Source organism: Pseudoalteromonas sp. N1230-9 (assembly GCF_032716425.1).
Classification (GTDB): domain Bacteria; phylum Pseudomonadota; class Gammaproteobacteria; order Enterobacterales; family Alteromonadaceae; genus Pseudoalteromonas.
In genome coordinates, this window is the sequence record NZ_CP090419.1 from 325,895 (window position 1) to 347,790 (window position 21,896).

At 41.0% G+C, this 21,896-nt stretch carries 19 protein-coding genes; 18 read left to right on the top strand and 1 reads right to left on the bottom strand.

What is annotated here, in order from left to right; translation table 11 throughout:
* Positions 1–22 precede the first annotated feature (22 nt).
* From LY624_RS01590 to LY624_RS01600, 3 genes are all read left to right on the top strand, one after another.
* Positions 23–541, top strand: coding sequence for a hypothetical protein (locus LY624_RS01590; RefSeq protein WP_341803714.1), 519 nt, complete (start codon positions 23–25; stop codon positions 539–541).
* A 94-nt stretch (positions 542–635) separates the two neighbouring features.
* Positions 636–2,426 carry a GGDEF domain-containing protein gene (locus LY624_RS01595; RefSeq protein ID WP_341803715.1) on the top strand — a complete coding sequence of 597 codons (1,791 nt, stop codon included), beginning with the start codon at positions 636–638 and terminating at the stop codon, positions 2,424–2,426.
* A gap of 83 nt (positions 2,427–2,509) precedes the next feature.
* On the top strand, positions 2,510–3,340 hold the full coding sequence (locus LY624_RS01600) for a substrate-binding periplasmic protein (RefSeq protein WP_341803716.1): 831 nt from the start codon (positions 2,510–2,512) through the stop codon (positions 3,338–3,340).
* Between the two features lie 25 nt (positions 3,341–3,365).
* Here the strand turns inward: LY624_RS01600 and suhB are convergent, their stop codons facing one another.
* Positions 3,366–4,169: an inositol-1-monophosphatase gene (suhB, locus tag LY624_RS01605; RefSeq protein WP_130151587.1), complete on the bottom strand. Its 804-nt coding sequence runs from the start codon at positions 4,167–4,169 to the stop codon at positions 3,366–3,368.
* Positions 4,170–4,503: 334 nt separating this feature from the next.
* Here suhB and trmJ point away from each other — a divergent pair, with 334 nt between their 5' ends.
* The 15 genes from trmJ (at position 4,504) to LY624_RS01680 (ending at position 21,894) form a co-directional block, all read left to right on the top strand.
* Positions 4,504–5,226 (top strand): tRNA (cytosine(32)/uridine(32)-2'-O)-methyltransferase TrmJ, encoded by a 723-nt coding sequence (trmJ, locus tag LY624_RS01610; protein ID WP_237119810.1) that lies wholly within the window; start codon positions 4,504–4,506, stop codon positions 5,224–5,226.
* Positions 5,227–5,419: 193 nt separating this feature from the next.
* Entirely contained in the window at positions 5,420–5,911 is a 492-nt protein-coding gene (iscR, locus tag LY624_RS01615; protein ID WP_130151589.1) for a Fe-S cluster assembly transcriptional regulator IscR, read from the top strand.
* Positions 5,912–5,933: 22 nt separating this feature from the next.
* A complete protein-coding gene (locus LY624_RS01620) occupies positions 5,934–7,151 on the top strand; it encodes an IscS subfamily cysteine desulfurase (RefSeq protein WP_062567239.1) in 1,218 nt (405 codons plus the stop codon).
* A 41-nt stretch (positions 7,152–7,192) separates the two neighbouring features.
* Positions 7,193–7,576 carry a Fe-S cluster assembly scaffold IscU gene (gene iscU / locus LY624_RS01625; protein ID WP_062567433.1) on the top strand — a complete coding sequence of 128 codons (384 nt, stop codon included), beginning with the start codon at positions 7,193–7,195 and terminating at the stop codon, positions 7,574–7,576.
* A gap of 11 nt (positions 7,577–7,587) precedes the next feature.
* On the top strand, positions 7,588–7,911 hold the full coding sequence (iscA, locus tag LY624_RS01630) for an iron-sulfur cluster assembly protein IscA (protein ID WP_062567240.1): 324 nt from the start codon (positions 7,588–7,590) through the stop codon (positions 7,909–7,911).
* Positions 7,912–7,989: 78 nt separating this feature from the next.
* Positions 7,990–8,517: a co-chaperone HscB gene (gene hscB, locus LY624_RS01635; protein ID WP_341803718.1), complete on the top strand. Its 528-nt coding sequence runs from the start codon at positions 7,990–7,992 to the stop codon at positions 8,515–8,517.
* 46 nt (positions 8,518–8,563) lie between these two features.
* A complete protein-coding gene (hscA, locus tag LY624_RS01640) occupies positions 8,564–10,426 on the top strand; it encodes a Fe-S protein assembly chaperone HscA (protein ID WP_237114737.1) in 1,863 nt (620 codons plus the stop codon).
* Between the two features lie 11 nt (positions 10,427–10,437).
* Complete coding sequence (gene fdx, locus LY624_RS01645; RefSeq protein WP_062567243.1) at positions 10,438–10,776, top strand: ISC system 2Fe-2S type ferredoxin; 339 nt, start codon at positions 10,438–10,440, stop codon at positions 10,774–10,776.
* 94 nt (positions 10,777–10,870) lie between these two features.
* Entirely contained in the window at positions 10,871–12,298 is a 1,428-nt protein-coding gene (locus tag LY624_RS01650) for an NAD-dependent succinate-semialdehyde dehydrogenase (protein ID WP_341803719.1), read from the top strand.
* A gap of 233 nt (positions 12,299–12,531) precedes the next feature.
* Positions 12,532–15,180 carry a family 20 glycosylhydrolase gene (locus LY624_RS01655; protein ID WP_341803720.1) on the top strand — a complete coding sequence of 883 codons (2,649 nt, stop codon included), beginning with the start codon at positions 12,532–12,534 and terminating at the stop codon, positions 15,178–15,180.
* A gap of 285 nt (positions 15,181–15,465) precedes the next feature.
* Positions 15,466–16,749, top strand: coding sequence for an N-acetylglucosamine MFS transporter NagP (gene nagP / locus LY624_RS01660; RefSeq protein ID WP_130151595.1), 1,284 nt, complete (start codon positions 15,466–15,468; stop codon positions 16,747–16,749).
* 604 nt (positions 16,750–17,353) lie between these two features.
* Positions 17,354–18,502 (top strand): dTDP-glucose 4,6-dehydratase, encoded by a 1,149-nt coding sequence (rfbB, locus tag LY624_RS01665; RefSeq protein ID WP_130151596.1) that lies wholly within the window; start codon positions 17,354–17,356, stop codon positions 18,500–18,502.
* Position 18,503: 1 nt separating this feature from the next.
* The gene (gene rfbA, locus LY624_RS01670) at positions 18,504–19,370 is read left to right on the top strand and encodes a glucose-1-phosphate thymidylyltransferase RfbA (protein ID WP_341803721.1); all 867 of its coding nucleotides are present in this window, start codon (positions 18,504–18,506) and stop codon (positions 19,368–19,370) included.
* Between the two features lie 4 nt (positions 19,371–19,374).
* Complete coding sequence (locus LY624_RS01675; RefSeq protein WP_237119804.1) at positions 19,375–20,799, top strand: lipopolysaccharide biosynthesis protein; 1,425 nt, start codon at positions 19,375–19,377, stop codon at positions 20,797–20,799.
* Positions 20,800–20,820: 21 nt separating this feature from the next.
* Entirely contained in the window at positions 20,821–21,894 is a 1,074-nt protein-coding gene (locus tag LY624_RS01680; RefSeq protein ID WP_130151599.1) for a DegT/DnrJ/EryC1/StrS aminotransferase family protein, read from the top strand.
* Positions 21,895–21,896: the final 2 nt, after the last annotated feature.

A 21,896-nucleotide genomic window follows, 5' to 3' on the forward strand; every position in this document is an offset into this window, starting at 1 on the left:
GGTTTTTTATTGGGAGAAATTTATGAAACATCTCTTAATGAGTCTATGTATTATCTACTTATTGAGTGCCTGTAAAGACCAGCAAGAGCAGCAATCAACAGCAACTCAACAATCACAAGAGGCGATTGCACAGCAATCACTAACAGCCTATGAAGGCTTAGCATGGAAAGTGTTAACTAGCCTGCAAGCCGAGTCGGATCAATTAATGGTTAAAGAAGCTATTGATAGCTTGATACACTCATCTGAGTCGCTATTTTTAGCAATGAAAACACAGCTACCAGAATGTGAAGCTAGTTTGTTAGTAATGGCTGATTATGTGTCTAAGATGAAAGCGACAAAGGCGGTACAGTCGGCGCCGATGGAGCTTACACCTACGTTACCTGATTTTACAGAGCCTCGCTGTTACCATGCGCAACAATTACTGCTCAATTCTTTAGCTGTTTTTGCTATTGCTGAACAGGCCGCAATGACTGAACAAGACTACCATCAAGCTAAGTTAAAAATGATTGATAGTATTGCACGTATTAAACAACTTAATTGAATAATCATCATGATGATAAGTTAAGTTGCCATAAAATTGTCATACAGAATTGCTACTTTAATCGCCTACTTTTAAAACAGACGCTAGGTGAAAGGTGAGTGAGCCACTACAGCGAATTTTAGATAACAATGAAATAAAAACCCTATTTCAGCCTATCTTTGATATTTCTAATCAGCATATCTTGGGCTACGAAGCCCTTAGCCGTGGTCCAAAAGGCTCTGAATTAGAAATGCCTAGCGCTTTGTTTCGCGAAGCAATTGCATGCAATAAAATTTCAGAGTTAGAGCTCTTGTGTCGAAGTAAGGCGATAGAAAACTTCGTTAAATTAAACTTACAAGGTAAGCTCTTTTTAAACGTAAGCCCAAAGACTCTACTCGACCCATGCCATCCTAAAGGAGAAACATTACATCTTGTTGAACACTTTGGTTTGGCGGCGAATCGCGTTGTGATTGAAGTCACTGAGCAAGAAAAAGTGGAAGATGGCTTTTTACTACTAAAGACCATTGCTCATTATCGTGAACTTGGTTTTTCTATTGCTATTGATGATTTAGGTGCAGGCTATTCAGGTCTAAAGCAGTGGTCAGAATTGTGTCCTGATTTTGTAAAAATAGATCGCTACTTTATTGATCACTGCGACCAGAGCGTGGTGAAAAAAGAGTTTCTTAAATCAATTATTGTGCTTGCCAAAGCAACGAATACGCAAGTTATCGCTGAGGGAATCGAGCGGGCAGAGGAGTTACGTTTGCTTGAGGGGTTGGGTATTCAACATGCACAAGGTTTTTTACTGGAAAGACCAAGCTTGCAGCCCAGCTATCAAATTAATATTCAGTGCTTAGCGCACTTAGAGTCACCTGATAATTCGAGTAGTTTTGAGCAATCGATGGCTATTGGCTGGTTAGCTGTGGAATATGCCAGTATCGAAACAACCACACGCTGCAAAGATGCGCATAGTCTTTTTGAGCAAGATAAGTCGCTTACAAGTCTTGCTGTTCTTGAACACAACATTCCCGTTGGATTACTACACCGAGACCAACTAACAGAAGTATTCGCCGCACCTTATGGGCATGCACTTTATGATAAACAACCAGTGACATCCTTGATGGATAAACAACCTCTGGTAGTTGACGAAAATGAGTTACTGGATACGGTAAGTCAGCAAATTACCGAGTTTGAATTTGATATTCGTCGACACATAGTAATCACCCGAAATGGCGAATACTTAGGTTTAGCGCCACTGCGTAATATCTTAAAACACATTACTGAAGAAAAAATCCGCCATGCTCAACATGCAAACCCATTGACTATGCTGCCGGGCAATGTCGCTATTAACGAAGCGATTGAGCTGAGACTTCGCAATAATTATCCGTTCTCACTTGCGTATGTTGATTTAAATCACTTTAAACAATTCAATGACCTATACGGTTACGCCAGCGGTGATAGTGTGATTAAATTATTGGCAGAGGTTATTGTTGATGCATCTAGTCTCAGTAAAGGGTTTGTTGGCCACATAGGGGGGGATGACTTTATGGTGGTGTTTGATAAAGAGGATGCACAGACTGTTTGTCACAACATAATTACTTTATTTGAGCAAAAATCGCGTGCCTTTTTCACCCCAGAACATATTGCACAGGGCGGTTATTGGGCAAGCAATCGAGAAGGCAAAAAGCAGTTTGTTCCTTTACTTACACTTTCGATAGGCCTTGTGAAGCCCGATTTAGAGCTTTGTATCAATAGCCATCAAGTTGCTGCATTGGCAACTGATGCAAAAAAAGAAGCTAAACGTTATCAAACGAGTCATTTATTTGTCTGTAAACGTAGTCGTCCTGCCCCTGCAGTCGTGAGGCTCAGCAGTGTGAGTGATGAAACAGCACATATTGGATTATGAATTAATTTTAAGTTGGGCTAATTTCACTTGTACCATTTACAGGCTAGGTGTAGCTTAAAAAAAACACAACGATAAAAATAATAATGAAGCAATTAACAGCCGTAGCCTTTGTATTAATCACACTAATGTGCAGCCCAACTGTGTATGCTGATACCGTTGTTAATTTAGCAGTCGAACAACGTCCTCTGTATAAACGTGATGATTACCTTAATGAGCTGTTACTGAAAGCCTTAGAGGCTGCTCAATTCCCTGTTAAGATAAACAAAGTGTTGGTTCACCCTCATCAACAACGAACCTTGCTAAGGCTTGATGCTAATCAAGCTGATATCTACTGGAGTATGACCAGCCCAGAGCGTGAGCAACTAGCCATTGCCGTGCCAGTCCCTTTATTCAAAGGGTATATTGGTAAGCGGGCATTACTGACAAAGCGGTCATTTTTACCTCGTTTTACCCAGCTTAAAAATAAGCGTGACCTAGCTCAGTTAACTGCTATACAGGGGCATGACTGGCCTGATACAAAAATTTTAGCTCAAAATGGTCTATCGGTTAGGCCATTAGCTAATTATCAAGCCATGTTTAGTTTAGTTATTGCAGGGCGCGTTGACTATTTTCCTCGCTCTTTCATAGAAGTTATGTCTGAGCTTGAGCAGATAAATGACGAGCGGTTAGTGATTGTTCCCGATGTTTATATTAGTTACCCAACTGCATTTTATTTCTTTGTCAGTCATCGTAAGCCAGCGTTAGCGAAAGCGTTGCTTAAAGGACTACAAACGATGCAAGCATCGGGAGAGTTTGATGAAATGTTTAATCGATACTTTGCTGAAGGCTTAGTGAGCTTGCCATTTAAAGAAGGTAGTACGATTGAAATTGCATTGGAAAATGAGTACTTTCAGCCACAAAAAAAGGAGCCTTAGCTCCTTTTTTAGATTACAACCGTTGTTAGCGAAGTAGTGATTCAGTTAATACTGGGCGAATTTCACGAATGATCGCTTGTGTTAACTTAGGTGCACCACAGATGATGTTGCCGCTTTGGTTGTAGTTAATACCACCTGCGAAATCAACAACCATACCGCCAGCTTCTTTTACTAAAAGCTCGCCCGCTGCTGTGTCCCATGGCTTAAGGCCAATTTCAAAGAAACCATCAACACGACCCGCTGCAACATAAGCCATATCTAATGCAGCAGAGCCTGCGCGGCGAATATCAGCAGTGTGTACGAAAAGTGCTTTAAACGCTTCTGAGTATGCGTCTAAGTGATGCTTTTGCTTGAATGGGAAACCAGTCGCAAGGATAGAACCTGCTAACTCGTTAGTTTTAGTTACGCGTAAACGCTTGCTGTTAAGCTGTGCGCCTTGACCACGTGATGCTGTGAATAATTCACCACGAATTGGATCATAGATCACGGCTTGGTCTAAACGACCTTTAACTTTAAGTGCAATAGATACTGCGAAATGAGGGATACCCTTGATGAAGTTAGTCGTGCCATCAAGAGGGTCTACAATCCATTGGTAATCTGCATCTTTACCTTTGTGCTCACCAAGTTCTTCACCTACGATAGTGTGATCTGGGTAAGATTTTAAAATAGTGTCACGAATTGCGGCTTCAGCTTCTTTATCGATGTTAGTCACTAAGTCGTTAGTGCCTTTTTGTTGTACATCAACTTTTGATAAATCTTCGCTTGCACGAAGTAAAATTTTGCCTGCGTTACGCGCAGCGCGAACCGCAATGTTTAACATTGGATGCATAGCATTACCTTTGGGTTGTAAAAGAACGAATATATTTAAGCCGGCGTATTCTAGCGGTTTTTACTGCAAAGTAAACAACAAAGCAGAAATAGTTTTGGTTGTTTTTTGTACTGAGCTGATTTTAAATTAAATTTCGACCTTATAAATTTTAACAGCGAAAAACTTTTAGCGCAGTTTCGTGCTCCAATTCAACCCGATTTATCATCAATAAAAGTGATAAACCGCAAACATGATCTACGATCAATTATGATTGACTGCACGATCTATATAGCCTCCAGAATTGCTTTCGTGCTAGAATTCGCGCAATTTTTGACATTCAGTAAGTAACAACGCAATGACACTTGATGATATTCGTATCGTATTAGTTAACACATCTCATTCTGGTAATATTGGCTCAGCAGCACGAGCGATGAAAACGATGGGTTTATCAAATTTATATCTTGTTGATCCTGCTTGTGAAATCGATAGTCATGCGAGTGCGCTTGCAGCGGGTGCAACCGATGTGCTCGGCAAAGCGGTGGTTGTTGATACCCTTGCCGATGCCATTGCTGATTGTTCTCTAACAATTGGTACTAGCGCGCGTTCGCGTACCTTATCATGGCCTATGGTAGAGCCGCGTGAATGCGGTGAAAAGCTCGTAGCAGAGGCTGTAAATGGCCCAGTTGCACTTGTGTTTGGTCGTGAGAATAGTGGTTTAACTAACGAAGAACTACAACAGTGTAATTACCATGTATGTATTCCTGCAAACCCTGAATATAGCTCACTCAACCTAGCGATGGCTGTACAAACGCTATGCTATGAAACACGCATGGCTTACTTGAATACACAGCCAAAAGCACAAGAAGAAGATGAAGCAACCTACCCAAGTGCTAAACAAACTGAGTTGTTTTACGAGCATCTAGAACAAACATTGAATGACACCGGCTTTATCATTAAACAGCACCCAGGTTTAGTGATGACCAAATTACGTCGTTTATTTAATCGCGCACGTCCTGAAGAAGCCGAAATGAATATTCTACGCGGTATTCTTACCTCAATTAATAAGTCTATAAAATAATCACTGGTTATAAGTATAATACTTGACTAAATTACTCAGGTAATTACAATGACACCTAGTACTTGACTAATTTTGTCGGGTATTCGGTTTTATCAATGGTTAACATCTATTTTTATCAGATGATAATACTTGACTATTTTGGTCTGGTAATTAAAATTTGCACACCTTAGCGTGCAGTAACATCGGGGGCTCCATGAAGTTAACATCAAAAGGCAGATACGCAGTAACCGCCATGTTGGATGTTGCACTCCATACAAATGTGGGTGCAGTGCCCCTGGCCGATATATCAGAACGACAAGAGATTTCCTTATCATATTTAGAACAACTATTTGCCAGACTCAGAAAAAATGGCTTAGTGAGTTCAGTGCGTGGCCCCGGTGGCGGATATTTATTAGGGCGTGACGCAGATAAAATTTCTGTTGGTGATGTTATTAATGCTGTTGATGAATCTGTTGATGCAACTCGTTGTCACGGTGCAACGGGTGGCTGCCAAAGCGGCATGCGCTGTTTGACCCATACCTTGTGGTCTGATTTGAGCGCACGTATCGAAGAGTTTTTAAATAGTATTACCCTTGCTGAATTGGTTGAGAAATCAGACGTGAAAGAAGTCGCATCTCGCCAAGATAACAGCATCAATAATGCAATTAAGCAACTGGAAAACATTCAAGTAAGCTGTCAACTGTAGCTTGACGAAAGCGGAGAGAGAAATGAAGTTACCGATTTATTTAGATTACGCAGCAACCACGCCTGTTGATGAACGTGTGGCAAAAGAAATGATGCAATGCCTGACTATGGACGGTAATTTTGGTAACCCAGCATCACGCTCACACCGTTTTGGTTGGCAAGCTGAAGAAGCGGTTGATCAAGCGCGTACAGATATTGCTGATCTAATTAATGCTGATCCACGCGAAATCGTGTTTACCTCTGGCGCAACAGAATCAAATAACCTCGCTATTAAAGGTGCTGCGCAATTCTACAAAAAGAAAGGTAAGCACGTTATTACGGTTAAAACAGAACATAAAGCTGTTATCGATACATGTCGTGAACTTGAGCGTCAAGGGTTTGAAGTAACCTATATGGACGTAGAAGAAAACGGCCTTCTAGACCTTAAAAAGCTTGAAGAAACAATGCGTGATGACACAGTACTTGTAAGCGTAATGCACGTAAATAACGAGCTAGGTGTTATCCAAGATATCGCGACAATCGGCGAAATGTGCCGTGAGCGCAAAATTATGTTCCACGTAGATGCTGCACAAAGCGCAGGTAAAGTACTTATCGACGTGCAACAGTTAAAAGTAGATTTCATGTCGTTCTCTGGCCACAAAGTATATGGCCCGAAAGGTGTAGGCGCACTTTATGTTCGTCGTAAGCCACGTGCTCGTTTAGAAGCACAAATGCACGGTGGTGGTCATGAGCGTGGTATGCGTTCAGGCACACTGGCTACGCACCAATTAGTAGGTATGGGTGCGGCATTTAGAATCGCGAAAGAAGATTTCGAAAAAGATCATGCACACATCAGCGCACTACGTAAGCGTTTGATTGATGGCATCATGGCTGATATGGACGAAGTTTACTTCAATGGTGAACCAAGCCAGTCAGTGCCAGGTATTGTAAATATCAGCTTCAATTTTGTTGAGGGTGAGTCGTTATTAATGGCTGTTAAAGACATTGCTGTTTCATCAGGTTCAGCCTGTACCTCAGCAAGCTTAGAGCCTTCTTATGTACTACGTGCATTAGGCCGTAATGACGAGTTAGCACACAGCTCAATTCGTTTCAGCATTGGCCGCTTTACGACTGAAGAAGAGATTGATTACACCGTTGAACTAATCAAAAACTCGATCGGCCGTTTACGTGAGATGTCTCCTCTATGGGAAATGCATCAAGAAGGTATTGATTTAGATTCAGTTGAGTGGGCGCATCACTAATTAGTGATGAACCGCCGCTAGCAGGTAGTGAGGATAGTATTATGGCTTATAGTGATAAAGTAATCGATCATGTTGAAAATCCGCGTAACGTGGGTGTATTAGACAAAAATGATCCGTCAGTAGCAACAGGCATGGTGGGTGCACCAGCGTGTGGTGACGTAATGAAATTGCAAATCAAGGTATCACCAGAAGGTGTTATTGAAGATGCAAAATTTAAAACATATGGTTGTGGTAGTGCAATCGCTTCTTCTTCACTTGTAACTGAGTGGGTAAAAGGCAAAACCTTAGACGAAGCGGCAACAATCAAAAACACTGATATCAGTGCTGAGCTTGAGTTACCGCCAGTGAAAATTCACTGTTCGATTTTAGCGGAAGACGCAATTCAAGCAGCAATTGCTGACTACAAAAGCAAACAAGCGAAGTAAGAGATAATTTCATGGCAGTGACATTGACAGATGCGGCAGCAAACCGCGTAGAATCATTTTTAGCAAATCGCGGCAAAGGCATTGGCCTACGCGTTGGCATTAAAACGACGGGCTGTTCAGGTCTTGCTTATGTTCTTGAGTTTGTTGACGACTTAGCAGAAGGCGACGAAATTTTTGAAAGCCGTGGTGTAAAAGTAATCGTTGATGCGAAAAGCTTAGTGTACATTGATGGCACTGAACTTGATTACACCAAAGAAGGTTTGAATGAAGGGTTTAAGTTTAATAACCCGAATCAAGCTGATGAGTGTGGATGTGGCGAAAGCTTCACGGTTTAAGCTCAAAAAATTTTCCTCGCTTGAAGCCCTGCCTATGTAGGGCTTTGTTATTTCCTGTTCACCTAGTTGGATAATGTAATGCGTTACTTTGAATTATTTGCAATTCCAGTTGATTACAATATTGATTTAGCGACGATAAATAAACACTACCTTGAGCTGCAACGTGCAGTTCACCCTGATCGCCATGCCAGTTCAAGCAGCCGCGATAAGTTACTTGCTGTGCAAAATGCAGCTGAAATCAATGATGCGTTACAAACTTTAAAACACCCCGTGAAGCGTGCAGAGTACATGTTGAGTGAGCTAGGTGTCGATATTCGTGCTGAACAGCAAACCTTACAAGACCCACATTTCTTAATGCAGCAAATGGAACTTCGCGAAGAACTCGAAGAGCTTGAAAATGCCGCAGATCCTGATGCAGCCATCGCGCAGTTTGAAACGCAAATTAGGCAGTTAGACAAGCAATATAGTCGTGAACTTGCTGAGCAATTAGCCAGCAATGATGAACAACAATGGCAAGCAGCTGCGGATAATATTCGTAAATTAAAGTTCGTTTATAAATTGCAAGATGAACTTGAGCGCATTGAAGACAGTTTATTTGATGATTAATTATTAGTTGTATAAAGCAGCTATTTAAGAGTTTAAAAAGAGCATTATGGCATTATTGCAAATTGCTGAGCCGGGGCAGAGCGCGGCACCACACGAGCACAAATTAGCAGTCGGTATTGACCTTGGTACGACTAACTCGTTAGTTGCTACAGTGCAAAGCGGCGAAGCCCGCACACTGACTGATTTAGCAGGCAATGCGATGCTACCATCGGTTGTGCAATACCAAGCAGATAGCATCGTGGTGGGTGAACGAGCGGCGGCAGCTGCCACTCAAGACCCTGCTAATACTTTGATCTCAGTGAAGCGTTTCTTAGGTAAAACGCAGGCTGAAATCGAAAAAAGCTATGGTCAATTGCCGTATCAATTTTGTGAGCATGATGGCTCGTTAGCAATCAGCACCGTTGCGGGCGCAATTAGCCCTGTAACTGCATCGAGTGAAATTTTAAAAGCCTTGAAACTTCGCGCAGAAGACAGCTTTGCAGGCCAAGATATTTTAGGTGCGGTTATTACTGTGCCAGCGTATTTTGATGATGCACAGCGCCAAAGTACTAAGGATGCCGCTGAACTTGCTGGTATCAACGTATTACGTTTACTAAACGAGCCAACGGCTGCGGCTGTTGCTTATGGCCTTGATTCAGGCCAAGAAGGTATTATCGCCGTATACGATTTAGGTGGCGGTACGTTTGATATTTCTATTTTACGTTTACACCAAGGTGTGTTCGAAGTGCTTGCTACAGGCGGTGATTCGAGCCTAGGTGGTGACGATTTTGACTCGCTATTGGTAGATTACTTCAAAAAGCAAACCGGTGTGAGCGAGCTTTCTGCATCGGTACTGCGTTTATTTATTAATAAAGCAAAAGCCTGTAAAGAAGCACTAAGCCAATACCAAACAGTGAATGTAGGCTTAGAGTTTGATGGCCAAAGCCACAAAGTTGAAGTTACCCGCGAAACGTTTGATGAGCTAGCACTTGGTCTTGTGAAGAAAACACTACGCTCTTGTCGCCGTGCAGTAAAAGATGCGGGTATCGAAAACGAAGAAGTACTGCAAGTGGTAATGGTTGGCGGCTCGACACGTATGCCAATTGTACGCTCTCAAGTTGCGGCATTTTTTGATAAAGAGCCACTGACTTCTATTGACCCTGATCGCGTAGTAGCACTTGGTGCGGCGCTGCAAGCAGATGTACTGGTTGGCAACAAACCAGATTCAGACATGCTGCTATTAGACGTATTACCACTGTCATTGGGTCTTGAGACCATGGGTGGCCTGGTTGAGAAAATCATTCCACGTAATACCACTATTCCTGTAGCACGTGCACAAGAGTTCACCACGTTTAAAGATGGTCAAACGGCGATGTCACTGCATGTACTACAAGGTGAGCGTGAGCTTGTTGATGATTGCCGCTCGCTGGCAAAATTCAGCTTAAAAGGTATTCCGGCCATGGCAGCAGGTGCTGCGCATATTCGCGTAACCTTTAAAGTTGATGCAGATGGCCTATTAAGTGTATCGGCAATGGAAAAATCAACCGGTGTGCAAGCTGAAATCCAAGTAAAACCATCATTTGGTTTATCGGATGACCAAGTTGCGAACATGCTAAAAGACTCAATGAGTAATGCCAAAGACGACATGCAAGCGCGTATGCTTAAAGAGCAACAAGTTGAAGCGTTACGCGTTGTTGAAGCACTAGAAGCATCACTGGCAACTGACAGTGCATTACTTGATGAACAAGAATTAGCTGCGTTAAAAGCAGAAATTGCTAAACTTGTTGCGGTACGCGAAAGCGCAACAACACCGGCAGAAATTAAAGCAGCAATTGAAGCTGTCGACAATGCAAGTAGCGAATTTGCTGCTCGTAGAATGGATGCATCAATCAAAAAAGCGCTGCAAGGGCAGTCAGTAGACGAAGTTTAACGAGGTAAGGTATGCCACAAATTATTTTTCTTCCACACGAAGAGTTATGCCCAGAAGGCGCTGCAATTGAAGCTCCTACAGGCGAAACCGTATTAGATGTTGCGCTTAAAAATGGTATTAGTATTCCGCATGCCTGTGAAAAGTCATGCGCGTGTACAACATGCCACTTAATTATTCGTGAAGGCTTTGATTCTTTAGATGAAAGTGATGAGCTAGAAGACGACATGTTGGATAAAGCATGGGGTCTTGAGCCTGAGTCTCGTCTTGGTTGCCAAGCAATTATTAAAGACGAAGATCTGGTAGTTGAAATTCCAAAGTATAATCTCAATATCGTTAATGAAGAGCATTAATTCTTAACGGCTTTGAATACCTAAAAACCGCTGTAGTTGCTTGGTCTCTACAGCGGTTTTTTGTTTTTTGCGGTCCGCTTTACTAGGAGGTTTTATGTCTGATTTAGTTTTTTCTGATTCGTTTATCGATGGTGACTTTTATTCTACGAGCCAGCGTTTTAGTGTAGATAACCCTGCAACCGGACAAGCAATTACCGATGTGTCTGATATTGATGAAGCTGGCGTTGAGCTGGCCATTAAACGTGCTGACGAGGCATTTAGCAAGCTAAAACAAACAACGGCGACTGAGCGTAGTGAAACGTTGCGTCGCTGGTATGAGTTGGTTATTGAGCACAAACAGCAACTTGCTGAGCTGATGACCAAAGAGCAAGGTAAACCTTTAAAAGAAGCATTAGGGGAGGTTGAATACGGTGCAGGCTTTATTAAGTGGTTTAGTGAAGAAGCAAAGCGTAGTTACGGCGACAACATACCAGCTACAGACGGCCAACATCGTCTATCAACCATAAAGCAGCCAATCGGTGTCGTTGCAGGCATTACACCGTGGAACTTCCCAATCGCCATGATCACTCGTAAGGTTGCCCCTGCATATGCAGCGGGTTGTAGTTTCGTGATTAAACCTTCTGAGCATACCCCTTTATGTGCAATTGCTTTGGCTTACCTTGCCGATAAAGCAGGGTTTGTAAAAGGGGCATTAAATGTGGTGGCCTCAGAAAATGCAAAAATGGTTGGCGAGATCATGACCGGGTCTGAGCGTGTACGTAAGTTCACATTTACAGGTTCAACCGGTGTAGGTAAGCAGTTACTTTCACAGTGCGCATCTACAATTAAGAACACATCGATGGAACTTGGTGGTAATGCACCGTTTATTATTTTTGAAAATGCCGATTTAGATGAAGCAGTTGCTGGCCTTATGGGGGCTAAGTTTAGAAACGCAGGGCAAACCTGTGTTGCTGCTAACCGAATTTTTGTTCAGCGCTCGGTACTAGAGACGGTGCTTGAAAAACTCACAGACAAAGTAGCTGAGTTAAAAGTTGGCAATGGCCTTGATGACGGGGTGGATATTGGCCCATTAATTTATCCTAAAGCAAAAGAGAAAGTACAAACGCTTGTGCAAGATGCGGTTGATAAAGGGGCGTCATTAGTTGGTGATAACAGCGAACTTGAAGGTAGCTTTCAAGCGCCATTAATTTTAACTGATGTGACACCACAGATGGATATCTATCATGATGAAGTGTTTGGCCCTGTAGTCAGCATAATTGCTTTTGATGATGAACAAGAAGTCTTGCAGCTTGCTAACGATGTGCCGTATGGTTTAGCTGCGTATTTTTACAGTGAAAATATCAAGCAAGTTTATCGCGTAAGCGAAGCACTTGAATACGGCATGATTGGTATTAACGAAGGCCTCATTTCAAACCCAGTAGCGCCATTTGGCGGTGTAAAGCAATCTGGTCTTGGCCGTGAAGGTGGTCATCAAGGATTAAATGAGTACCTTGAAGAAAAGTATCTTTGCATTAAGGTCTAATCTCACGCTCACGCGAAATAAATTTCACGCCTACACCCGTAGGCGTCATGCTTGCATGGCGCGTTTAAATCTTCACGCGAAACAAGTTCCACGTCGACATCTTCCCGTTTATTTCCGATAAAATGATAGCGCTGTCATTTTAGTTTTTATATGATAGGTATGAATAATAAACAAAAATGACAAGTAATACGGAAAAAATACCGTAAACTCAGGGCATAAACGAGGAGAAAGTAATGGGTTTTAAAAAGTCTGCACTCGCTGCAATGATAATGGCAGCGCCTATAATGGCAAACGCGACACTCACACAGTCGCAGGTAAATCAGTTTGCTAAAGATACCGAGTTACTGTTTTCAGTTGAAGATAACTTTCGTAATAGAGACGCGGGCTTTTTAGGAAAAATCACCCTTAACAACCGCTCTGATGTTGCGTTACCTGCAGGCGAAAGTGATTGGCAACTTTATATCCATTCGGTTCGTAAAATTTCAACAGAGCATGTCGCAGGTCTTAATATTGAACATGTTAATGGTGACTTACATCGTCTTGTGCCAACCCGTTCATTTAAAGGTTTAGCGGCAGGCGAAAGTTTAGATATTCCTTTCGATGCGCAAGTGTGGATTGTTGCATACAGTGATTTTATGCCGCGTGCTTTTTTTGTAGCAGGTAAGAGTAAGCCTGCCATCTTTGCCAATACAGACACTGAGGACTTTAAAGAGTTTGTTACGCCGTTCACTCGTGATAACCAACTATACCGTTACAACGAACCAAAAGATTTATCTGTTTTGGCAACTGCAAAAGTTCGTTTTGAAAGAAACAAGGAAGATAATGTCGAAGTAAGTAAAGACGATGCATTAAAACGAATTATTCCGAAACCGCAAAAAGTTGATTTTAACCGTGGTACAACAACACTAAACAGTGATTGGCAAATTAGTTACCAAGGCCAGCTTAAACATGAAGTCATGGTCTTCATGCAAGACCTGCAAGATGACTATGGAATTAGTTTAAAAGCTCAACCTGACCATATAAGCCTTGGCAAAGAAAAAATCATTCGCCTAAACGTTGATCCTTCTTTAAATACAGGTAGAGCAGAAAGTTATACACTGGAAATTAACGATGATGTCATTAATATCGTAGGCAGTGATAATGCTGGCGTATTTTATGCGATGCAAAGTGTATTAAACTTAATTCCAGCAGGCAGTAAAGACTCTGCAAATTTACCACGTCTTGAATTAGAAGATGCTCCGCGTTATGGCTGGCGTGGCATGCATTACGATAACGGTCGTAACTATCATGGCAAAGAAGCCATGTTCAAACTTGTTGAGCAAATGGCTCGCTATAAAATGAATAAGCTACATTGGCACTTTTCAGAAGATGAAGGTTGGCGTCTTGAGATCCCAGGCTTACCTGAACTTACCGATGTTGGCGGCTATCGCTGTTTTGATTTAGAAGAGCGCGAGTGTTTATTAACGCAACTTGGTACGGGGCCATTTAAATCAGGCTCAGGTAATGGTTACTTAAAACGTGATGAATTTGTTGAGCTATTAAAATTTGCCAAAGATCGTCATATTCAAATTATCCCAGAAGTTGAAGGGCCTGGTCATGCGCGTGCCTCAATTAAAGCAATGGAAGCGCGATACCACAACCTGCTTGAAGAAGCTGAAAAAACAGCTAAAAATAACATCAAGTCACAGTCTGCTAATAAGGAAATTCAAAAAGTAGATATTGGTCCTGCAACACAATATTTATTGACCGATCCTAAAGACACCTCTGTGTACATGACAGTTCAAAACTACAAAGATAACTCGATGAATGTATGTATGGATTCAACCTACGCATTTTTAGATAAAGTGACTTATGAACTTCAGCAGATGTACCGCGAAGCAGGTGTGCAGCTAAAAAATCTACACATAGGTGGTGATGAAGTGGGGGCTGGTTCGTGGATTGGCTCGCCGATTTGTCAGGCGCTGTTTGCTGATCCTAATAATGGTGTTGCAGGCCCTGCAGATTTAAAACCCTATTTTACTCAGCGTGTTGCGACCTTACTTGAGAAACGTGGCATCTCTCCTGGTATATGGGAAGATGGCATCATGTATGATCGTGAAAACTCGTTTAAGCGTGATGAGTTTCCAAATAAAACCTTTACCGTTAATACGTGGGATAATATCTGGGAGTGGGGGGTTGCAGATAGAGCGTATCGCTTAGCTAATGCCGGTTACCAAGTGGTGTTATCGCATGGTACGCATTTGTATTTTGATCACCCGTACGAGGCAAACCCTGAAGAGCGTGGTTATTACTGGGCAACCCGTTACACCGACACCAAAAAAGCGTTCAACTACATGCCAGATGATGTGTATGCCAATGCTGATTACACACGCACTCGCGAGCCAATTGTTAATCTAGAGGCGTTAGTTGGTCGCCCGTTACCTAAGCTTGAAAAACCTGAGAATATTTTAGGTATGCAGGGTCAAGTTTGGTCAGAAACAATCCGTACCGAAGAGCAAGTGCTAGCGATGATCTTCCCACGTATTTTATCGGTTGCAGAGCGTGCATGGCACAAAGCTGATTGGGAAGGGCAAAGCGTTGATAGTAAAAAACAAGCAAAAGATTGGGCGGAGTTTTCAAGTGCCGTTGGCTTAAAAGAGCTTGAAAAACTAGCTCAAGGTGGCATTAATTTACACTTGCCTGTGCCAGGTGGAGTGATTGAAAATGGTAAGCTCTATGCCAACAGCGCATTTGCTTATTTGAGCATTGAGTACAGCCTCGATAACGGCCAAAGCTGGCAGTCTTATGTTGAGCCAGTAAAGGTTGATAGCAAGGCAAAAATAGCTCTGCGTACTCGCTTAAATGAGCAGCAAACCAGTCGCGTTACTTTTGTTGGAGAGTAATGTTTAAGGTATTTCGCGCGAAATAAATTCGCGCCTATTATATGGCGCGTTTTTAACGGTTGCAGAGTGTGGCATCTTCGCGCGAAATAAATTCGCGCCTACTCGGTGTGTTTTAGCGGTTTCACAATGTGTACCTTTGCGTGAGTTAAGCTCATATCTAAAAGAAATATGTCAGCGCTGTCATTTTTGTTGCGATAGTGTTATAAATATTTAATATCAAATTTATATAATTAATCTAAATGAGCAGCATTGCAGGGCCAATGCATGCTGTGATTGGGAAACGTTATGTCAGAAACGAATAAACAAAGCAGCTTAGTGCCAATGGCAATAGTTGCGACACTGTTTTTTATTTTAGGCTTTGCCACATGGTTAAATGGCTCGTTAATGCCGTTTTTACAACAAATTTTACAGCTTTCACCGTTTCAGGCATCACTGATAATTTTCTCATTTTATATTGCAGTTACATTTACAGCGATCCCATCGGCGATGATCATTCGAAAAGTGGGCTATAAAAATGGCATGGCGCTGGGAATGGCAACCATGATGGTAGCAGGGCTATTGTTTATTCCTGCGGCTAAAACGCAAGTGTTTGCACTGTTTTTATTTGCTCAACTTGTTATGGGCGCGGGTCAAACTTTGCTACAAACAGCTGTTAATCCATACGTAGTGAGAATTGGACCAGAAGAGTCCGCGGCAGCACGCGTGAGTGTCATGGGGATACTCAACAAAGGGGCTGGGGTTATTGCACCGATTGTTTTTACCGCGCTGATTTTAAGTGACTTTACGGGGTTTGTTGGTAAAGAATTAACCCAGTCTGATATCGATGCCATGGCAAATGGTTTAATACTCCCTTATTTAGGAATGGCGATTTTTATTGGTGTACTTGGATTTGCCGTCACTAAAATGCCATTACCAGAGCTAATCGACGATGCTGATGAGCAAAAACCAGGGCAAGTAAAAGAGGCGCTGAGCCACCCAAGCCTTGCGTTAGGGATTGTTGCATTATTCGTTTATGTAGCTGTTGAAGTAATTGCTGGCGATACAATTGGCAGCTTCGCACTTTCATTAGGTGTTGAAAAGTATAGTGTTATGACTTCATACACCATGGGCTGTATGGTATTGGGTTACTTTTTAGGAATTTTATTAATTCCACGCATATTGTCGCAGCAAGTTGCACTAACAATTTCTGCGATTTTGGGTTGTGCGCTCACAATAGCAATTGTTACAGTAAGCAATGAGTCTGTTTTTATTTCAACATTACTAGGCCTAAAATCGGTACTTCCTGATACCTTATTACTCATCGCTGTGCTAGGCTTTGCTAATGCGATTGTTTGGCCAGCAGTGTGGCCGTTAGCATTATCAGGTTTAGGCAAACTAACGAGTGTAGGCTCGGGCTTACTTGTGATGGGCATAGCCGGTGGTGCATTTGGCCCGTTATTTTGGGGTTTGGCAAGTGGCGGAGTTAAAAGCGCTGATGCCCAACAGGCAGCCTATATTGTGATGTTGCCTTGTTATTTATTTATCCTTTTCTATGCTTTAAAAGGGCATAAAATGAAAAGTTGGAAGTAATAATAAGCTTAAGGTTAAGTTATACAAACACTAACCTTGAGCTGTGAAAAGCATTTCTAGTAAATAGAAATAATCCCGTGTGTAATGCCACCGAAAGGTGGCATTTTTTTGTCAAAGCTAAGTGGTACGAAAATTGATGTAAAACTGCTGTACGGAAATAAGATACTTTTACTTGTTTTTTAACGACTTTTTTCGTTTTTATCCCTTCATTTTTATGATCCAAGGCCAATAATTTCAAGATTATCTCCGGCTTAGTCAACTTAGCCAAATAGCTATTTATCAAATCAAGTCTTTGTTCCTCAAACATTATCCAAGCTTATTAAAAAAACAAGGTGCTTACTAAATGAATGGAAGGGATGGAAATCAGGGGAACGCATTGAGATGAGTACTTGTGGATATTATGCTTTGCTGGCTAACACGCTAAGGAATACCCAGCCATTTTACCTAATTAAAAATTTAGATGAATTTAAAACGCCATCGAATATGGTAATATTCGCAAATACAGCAGATAAGCAAAATGGTATAGGCAATAGAGTCTTTATCAAGTAGCTATAAGTAAAAGCTTTAGAGCAGGGTAAGCTCTAGAGCCCCTAAAAGGATTAAAATGAGATATTTAGTAACAGGTGCAGCTGGTTTTATAGGCTCTGCGGTTATACGCCATATCATTGAAAACACAAAAGACTCCGCTATTAATGTTGATAAACTGACTTATGCAGGTAATTTAGAGTCATTGAAATCGGTTGATTCGAGTGAGCGTTATACTTTTGAGCAGGTAGATATCTGTGACCGTGAAGAACTTGATCGCATTTTTAGGCAATATCAACCAGATGCTGTGATGCACTTGGCTGCGGAAAGTCATGTTGATCGTTCAATTACAGGCCCTGCAGAGTTTATTCAAACAAATATAATCGGCACCTATAATTTACTTGAAGCTGCTCGTCAGTACTGGAATACATTAGAAGGTAATGTTAAAGAAAAATTTAGATTTCATCATATTTCGACAGATGAAGTGTATGGTGATCTGCCACACCCAGCAGACCTTGCTCTGGAAGAAAATGAGCAGCAACCTCAGAGTTTGCCATTATTTACAGAGCAAACAGCTTATGCACCAAGTAGCCCATACTCTGCAAGTAAAGCATCGAGTGATCATTTAGTAAGAGCTTGGGCTCGTACCTATAACTTTCCAACAATCGTCACCAATTGTTCAAATAATTACGGTCCTTATCATTTTCCTGAAAAGCTTATTCCATTAGTGATATTAAATGCTTTAGAGGGGAAAGAGCTGCCGATTTATGGCAAAGGTGATCAGATCCGTGATTGGTTATATGTAGAAGATCATGCCCGTGCCTTATATAAAGTGGTGACAGAAGGAAAAGTCGGAGAAACTTACAATATTGGCGGGCATAATGAAATGCAGAATATAGAAGTCGTAAAAATGATTTGCGATCTTTTAGATGAGTTAGCGCCAATTAAACATAAAGAGCTGAAATCGAAAGAGGGTGAATTATTAACTACATATTCTTCACTTATAAAGCATGTAAATGACCGCCCAGGTCACGATAGACGTTACGCTATAGACTCAACCAAAATGAGCAAAGAGCTTAATTGGAAGCCACTTGAAACATTCGAAACGGGCCTTAGAAAAACAGTACTGTGGTACTTAAATAACCTCGACTGGTGTCAAAATGTGCAAGATGGTTCCTACCAACGAGAACGCCTTGGTGAAATAAATCTCAACAAAACGGAGCAATAATATGAAAGGGATTATTCTAGCTGGGGGGGCTGGCACACGCCTATATCCCTTAACTCGTGGTGTTTCCAAACAATTACTGCCTTTATATGATAAACCTATGGTTTATTACCCATTATCTACTTTAATGTTGGCTGGAATTAAAGATATTTTAATTATAACCACGCCAGAAGACCTTCAGAGTTTTCAGCGGATTTTAGGTGATGGCTCAGATTTTGGTATTCAACTAGAGTATGCAGTACAGCCTAATCCTGAAGGGCTTGCCCAAGCATTCATTATCGGTGAAGAGTTCATTGGTAACAGTTCTGTGTGTTTGGTTTTAGGTGATAATATCTTTTATGGTCAAGGTTTCCCTAAAACATTAGCAAGTGCAAGTCACCGTGAAAGTGGTGCCACTGTATTTGGTTATCATGTTAAGGATCCGGAACGTTTTGGAGTCGTTGAGTTTGATGAGAACTTAAAAGCTATTTCTATTGAAGAAAAACCAGCTAAACCGAAATCTAATTTTGCCGTTACAGGGTTATATTTTTACGATAATTCAGTCGTTGAGAAAGCTAAAAAAGTAAAGCCCTCATTACGAGGAGAGTTAGAAATAACCAGTATTAACCAGATGTATTTAGAAGAAGGTACACTGCATGTCGAGCTATTAGGTCGAGGCTTTGCTTGGCTCGATACGGGAACACATGAAAGTCTTCATGAAGCCTCTAATTTTGTACAGACAATTCAACATGTCCAAGGGCTTAAAATTGCCTGTTTAGAAGAAATCGCATGGCGTAATAACTGGTTAACGGCAGAACAAATACTTGCGCTGGCGGAGCCGATGAAAAAAAATGAGTATGGTAAGTACCTTGTACAATTAGTCAGTAATTAAGTTCATGCACGACAAGAAAAAAATTAAAAGTGGTTTTATTTGGAGTGCATTAGATAGTTTAGGCACACAAGCAATAGCTTTAGCTACAAGCTTAGTTCTGGCTAATATCTTAGGTCCGGCAGTATTTGGCTTAATTGCCATGCTAACGATATTTATTGCGGTTGCTAATGTGTTTATTAATAGCGGGTTCAACGCTGCATTGATACGAAAGACAGACAGAGATGAGTCTGATTTTGCGACTACTTTCTATTTCAGTCTTGGTGTATCCATAGGCTGTTACCTATTACTATTTTTCTGCGCCCCTTATATTGCCCAATTCTATCAGCAACCAGAGCTAACTACACTAACCAGAGTTATTGCACTCGTTGTCGTGATTAATACTTTTTCGGCAATTCCCATTGTCAAACTCAGTGTAAGCTTAAACTTTAAAACGCAAGCTAAGTGCAACTTCATTGCACTTACTTGTAGCAGTCTATTAGCATTGGCTTTGGCTTATTTTGATCATGGTGTGTGGGCGTTAGTGGCTCAACAACTAGCATTAGCAATCATCAATGTATTGATGCTAAATATTTTGGTGCCTTGGAGGCCTAAGCGCAAGTTTTCTAAAGAATCCTTTAAAAATCTATTTGGTTTTGGTTCAAAGCTACTCTTATCTGGCCTGTTAGATACTATTTACAATAATATTTATAGTCTAATTATCGGTAAGCAGTTTACAGCCGTTCAGCTTGGTTTATTCAATCAAGCGAATAGGCTGTCTAGTTTACCTGCGGTTACTTTGACAGGGGTAATTCAAAAAGTTACTTTTCCTATGTTAAGTGCGATACAGCACGATACGAAGAAACTTGATGCATCGTACTTATTAACTTTGCAATTTGCTGCAGTAGTCATATTCCCAGTTATGTTTGGTTTATGCATTATTGCCAAGCCGTTGATTGAGATCTTATTAGGGCAAGAATGGCAGGGTACCGCAGAGCTTGTCAGTATCATTACAATGGCGTTAGTGCTTTATCCAATTCATGCTATTAATTTAAACATGTTACAAGTGAAGGGACGTTCTGACCTCTTCTTAAAATTAGAAATAATTAAGAAGATAACGATTACCTTAATACTTGTCGTGACGGTACCTATGGGTATTAAAGCAATGTGTATAGGTATGGTTGTCAGCTCTTATTTGGCATTATTTATCAATACTTATTACACAGGTAAGCTTTCGAGCTTAACGGCTTATAAGCAGCTGATAGCTTTACTTCCGATTGCGCTTATTACCGCTTTTTCGGCCTTTTTGGGATATAGCGTTGGTATGAACTTCAGCAGCAATATTATTCAAATTATCACTATGTTAGGTGTTGCTCTAGGAAGCTATATTCTAATTCTAATTCTGATGCAGCGATCATTGCTTATTGCCTTAAAAAACACATTAAAAAATTAACCCTATATGGAGTCATTATAAATGATTGCCTTAAACAACCCTGTTAAACCTAACTTAAAAAAGCTCCAAAAATTACTCGAAAAAATAAATGATAATAGTTGGTTCACTAATTTTGGGCCTATGCATAAAGAATTAACTGAAAAGTTAGAGGATTATTTATGTGTAGAAAACCTTTTACTGACAAATAATGGTACGTCAGCACTTCAAATCGCAGGTAGGGCACTTAACAGCCACTCTCTAATCTCAACACCATTTAGCTTTGTAGCTACTGTTAGCGCTTTTAAATGGCAGAAAGATGAAGTGGCATTTGCGGATATTGACTCAAGTAGTTTAAATATTTGCCCAGATGCAATTAAAGCTGCTTACGAACAAGGCTGTAAAGCTGATACTTTAGTTGCTACACATGTGTATGGAAACCCGTGTGATGTTCTTAAATTAAAAGATCTTGGCGAACAAAAAGACTTCAAAATTATTTATGATGCCGCGCATGCTTTTGGTGTGAAAATCAATGAACAATCAATTTTAAAGTATGGGGATGCGAGTACATTGAGTTTCCATGCAACCAAAGTTTTTCATACGGTTGAAGGTGGAGCTGTTATTTTTAAAGATAAAGACAGCTATGAAAGAGCTGAGCGACTCATTAATTTTGGATCTAACCCAAGTGATTCGAACCATGTTGGCATAAATGCAAAAATGAATGAGTATCAAGCAGCTGTTGGTTTGGTTAACCTTGAAGAAATAGATGATGTGCTTGACCATAGAGCTGAGTTATTTCATGCATACAGGCAAGGTTTAAAGGATGTAGTTAAGTTACCTACTTGGCACCCAGAAGCAAATGCTAATGGTGCTTATATGCCAATCTTGTTAGACAGTGAGAAACAGCTAAAGAAAGTGACTCAAGCGTTAGAAGAAAATAATATTCAAAGCCGCAATTACTTTGCTCCTTCATTAGACCGAATCTTTGTAGATGAACACAATTATGGAACGTCCAATAGCTTAAAAGCATCAGAAAGTATCTTGTGTTTGCCTTTACATGCGCATTTAAAACTACACGATATTGCAACCGTTATCGAAAATGTAAAAAAAGGATTGTAGAA

What these genes read in the sequence shown, in the direction of transcription:
- LY624_RS01590 (WP_341803714.1), top strand. Translation starts at nt 23, where the DNA reads ATGAAACATCTCTTAATGAGTCTATGTATTATCTACTTATTGAGTGCC.
- LY624_RS01600 (WP_341803716.1), top strand. Translation starts at nt 2,510, where the DNA reads ATGAAGCAATTAACAGCCGTAGCCTTTGTATTAATCACACTAATGTGC.
- suhB (WP_130151587.1), bottom strand. Translation starts at nt 4,169, where the DNA reads ATGCATCCAATGTTAAACATTGCGGTTCGCGCTGCGCGTAACGCAGGC.
- trmJ (WP_237119810.1), top strand. Translation starts at nt 4,504, where the DNA reads ATGACACTTGATGATATTCGTATCGTATTAGTTAACACATCTCATTCT.
- iscR (WP_130151589.1), top strand. Translation starts at nt 5,420, where the DNA reads ATGAAGTTAACATCAAAAGGCAGATACGCAGTAACCGCCATGTTGGAT.
- LY624_RS01620 (WP_062567239.1), top strand. Translation starts at nt 5,934, where the DNA reads ATGAAGTTACCGATTTATTTAGATTACGCAGCAACCACGCCTGTTGAT.
- iscU (WP_062567433.1), top strand. Translation starts at nt 7,193, where the DNA reads ATGGCTTATAGTGATAAAGTAATCGATCATGTTGAAAATCCGCGTAAC.
- iscA (WP_062567240.1), top strand. Translation starts at nt 7,588, where the DNA reads ATGGCAGTGACATTGACAGATGCGGCAGCAAACCGCGTAGAATCATTT.
- hscB (WP_341803718.1), top strand. Translation starts at nt 7,990, where the DNA reads ATGCGTTACTTTGAATTATTTGCAATTCCAGTTGATTACAATATTGAT.
- hscA (WP_237114737.1), top strand. Translation starts at nt 8,564, where the DNA reads ATGGCATTATTGCAAATTGCTGAGCCGGGGCAGAGCGCGGCACCACAC.
- fdx (WP_062567243.1), top strand. Translation starts at nt 10,438, where the DNA reads ATGCCACAAATTATTTTTCTTCCACACGAAGAGTTATGCCCAGAAGGC.
- LY624_RS01650 (WP_341803719.1), top strand. Translation starts at nt 10,871, where the DNA reads ATGTCTGATTTAGTTTTTTCTGATTCGTTTATCGATGGTGACTTTTAT.
- LY624_RS01655 (WP_341803720.1), top strand. Translation starts at nt 12,532, where the DNA reads ATGGGTTTTAAAAAGTCTGCACTCGCTGCAATGATAATGGCAGCGCCT.
- nagP (WP_130151595.1), top strand. Translation starts at nt 15,466, where the DNA reads ATGTCAGAAACGAATAAACAAAGCAGCTTAGTGCCAATGGCAATAGTT.
- rfbB (WP_130151596.1), top strand. Translation starts at nt 17,354, where the DNA reads ATGAGATATTTAGTAACAGGTGCAGCTGGTTTTATAGGCTCTGCGGTT.
- rfbA (WP_341803721.1), top strand. Translation starts at nt 18,504, where the DNA reads ATGAAAGGGATTATTCTAGCTGGGGGGGCTGGCACACGCCTATATCCC.
- LY624_RS01675 (WP_237119804.1), top strand. Translation starts at nt 19,375, where the DNA reads ATGCACGACAAGAAAAAAATTAAAAGTGGTTTTATTTGGAGTGCATTA.
- LY624_RS01680 (WP_130151599.1), top strand. Translation starts at nt 20,821, where the DNA reads ATGATTGCCTTAAACAACCCTGTTAAACCTAACTTAAAAAAGCTCCAA.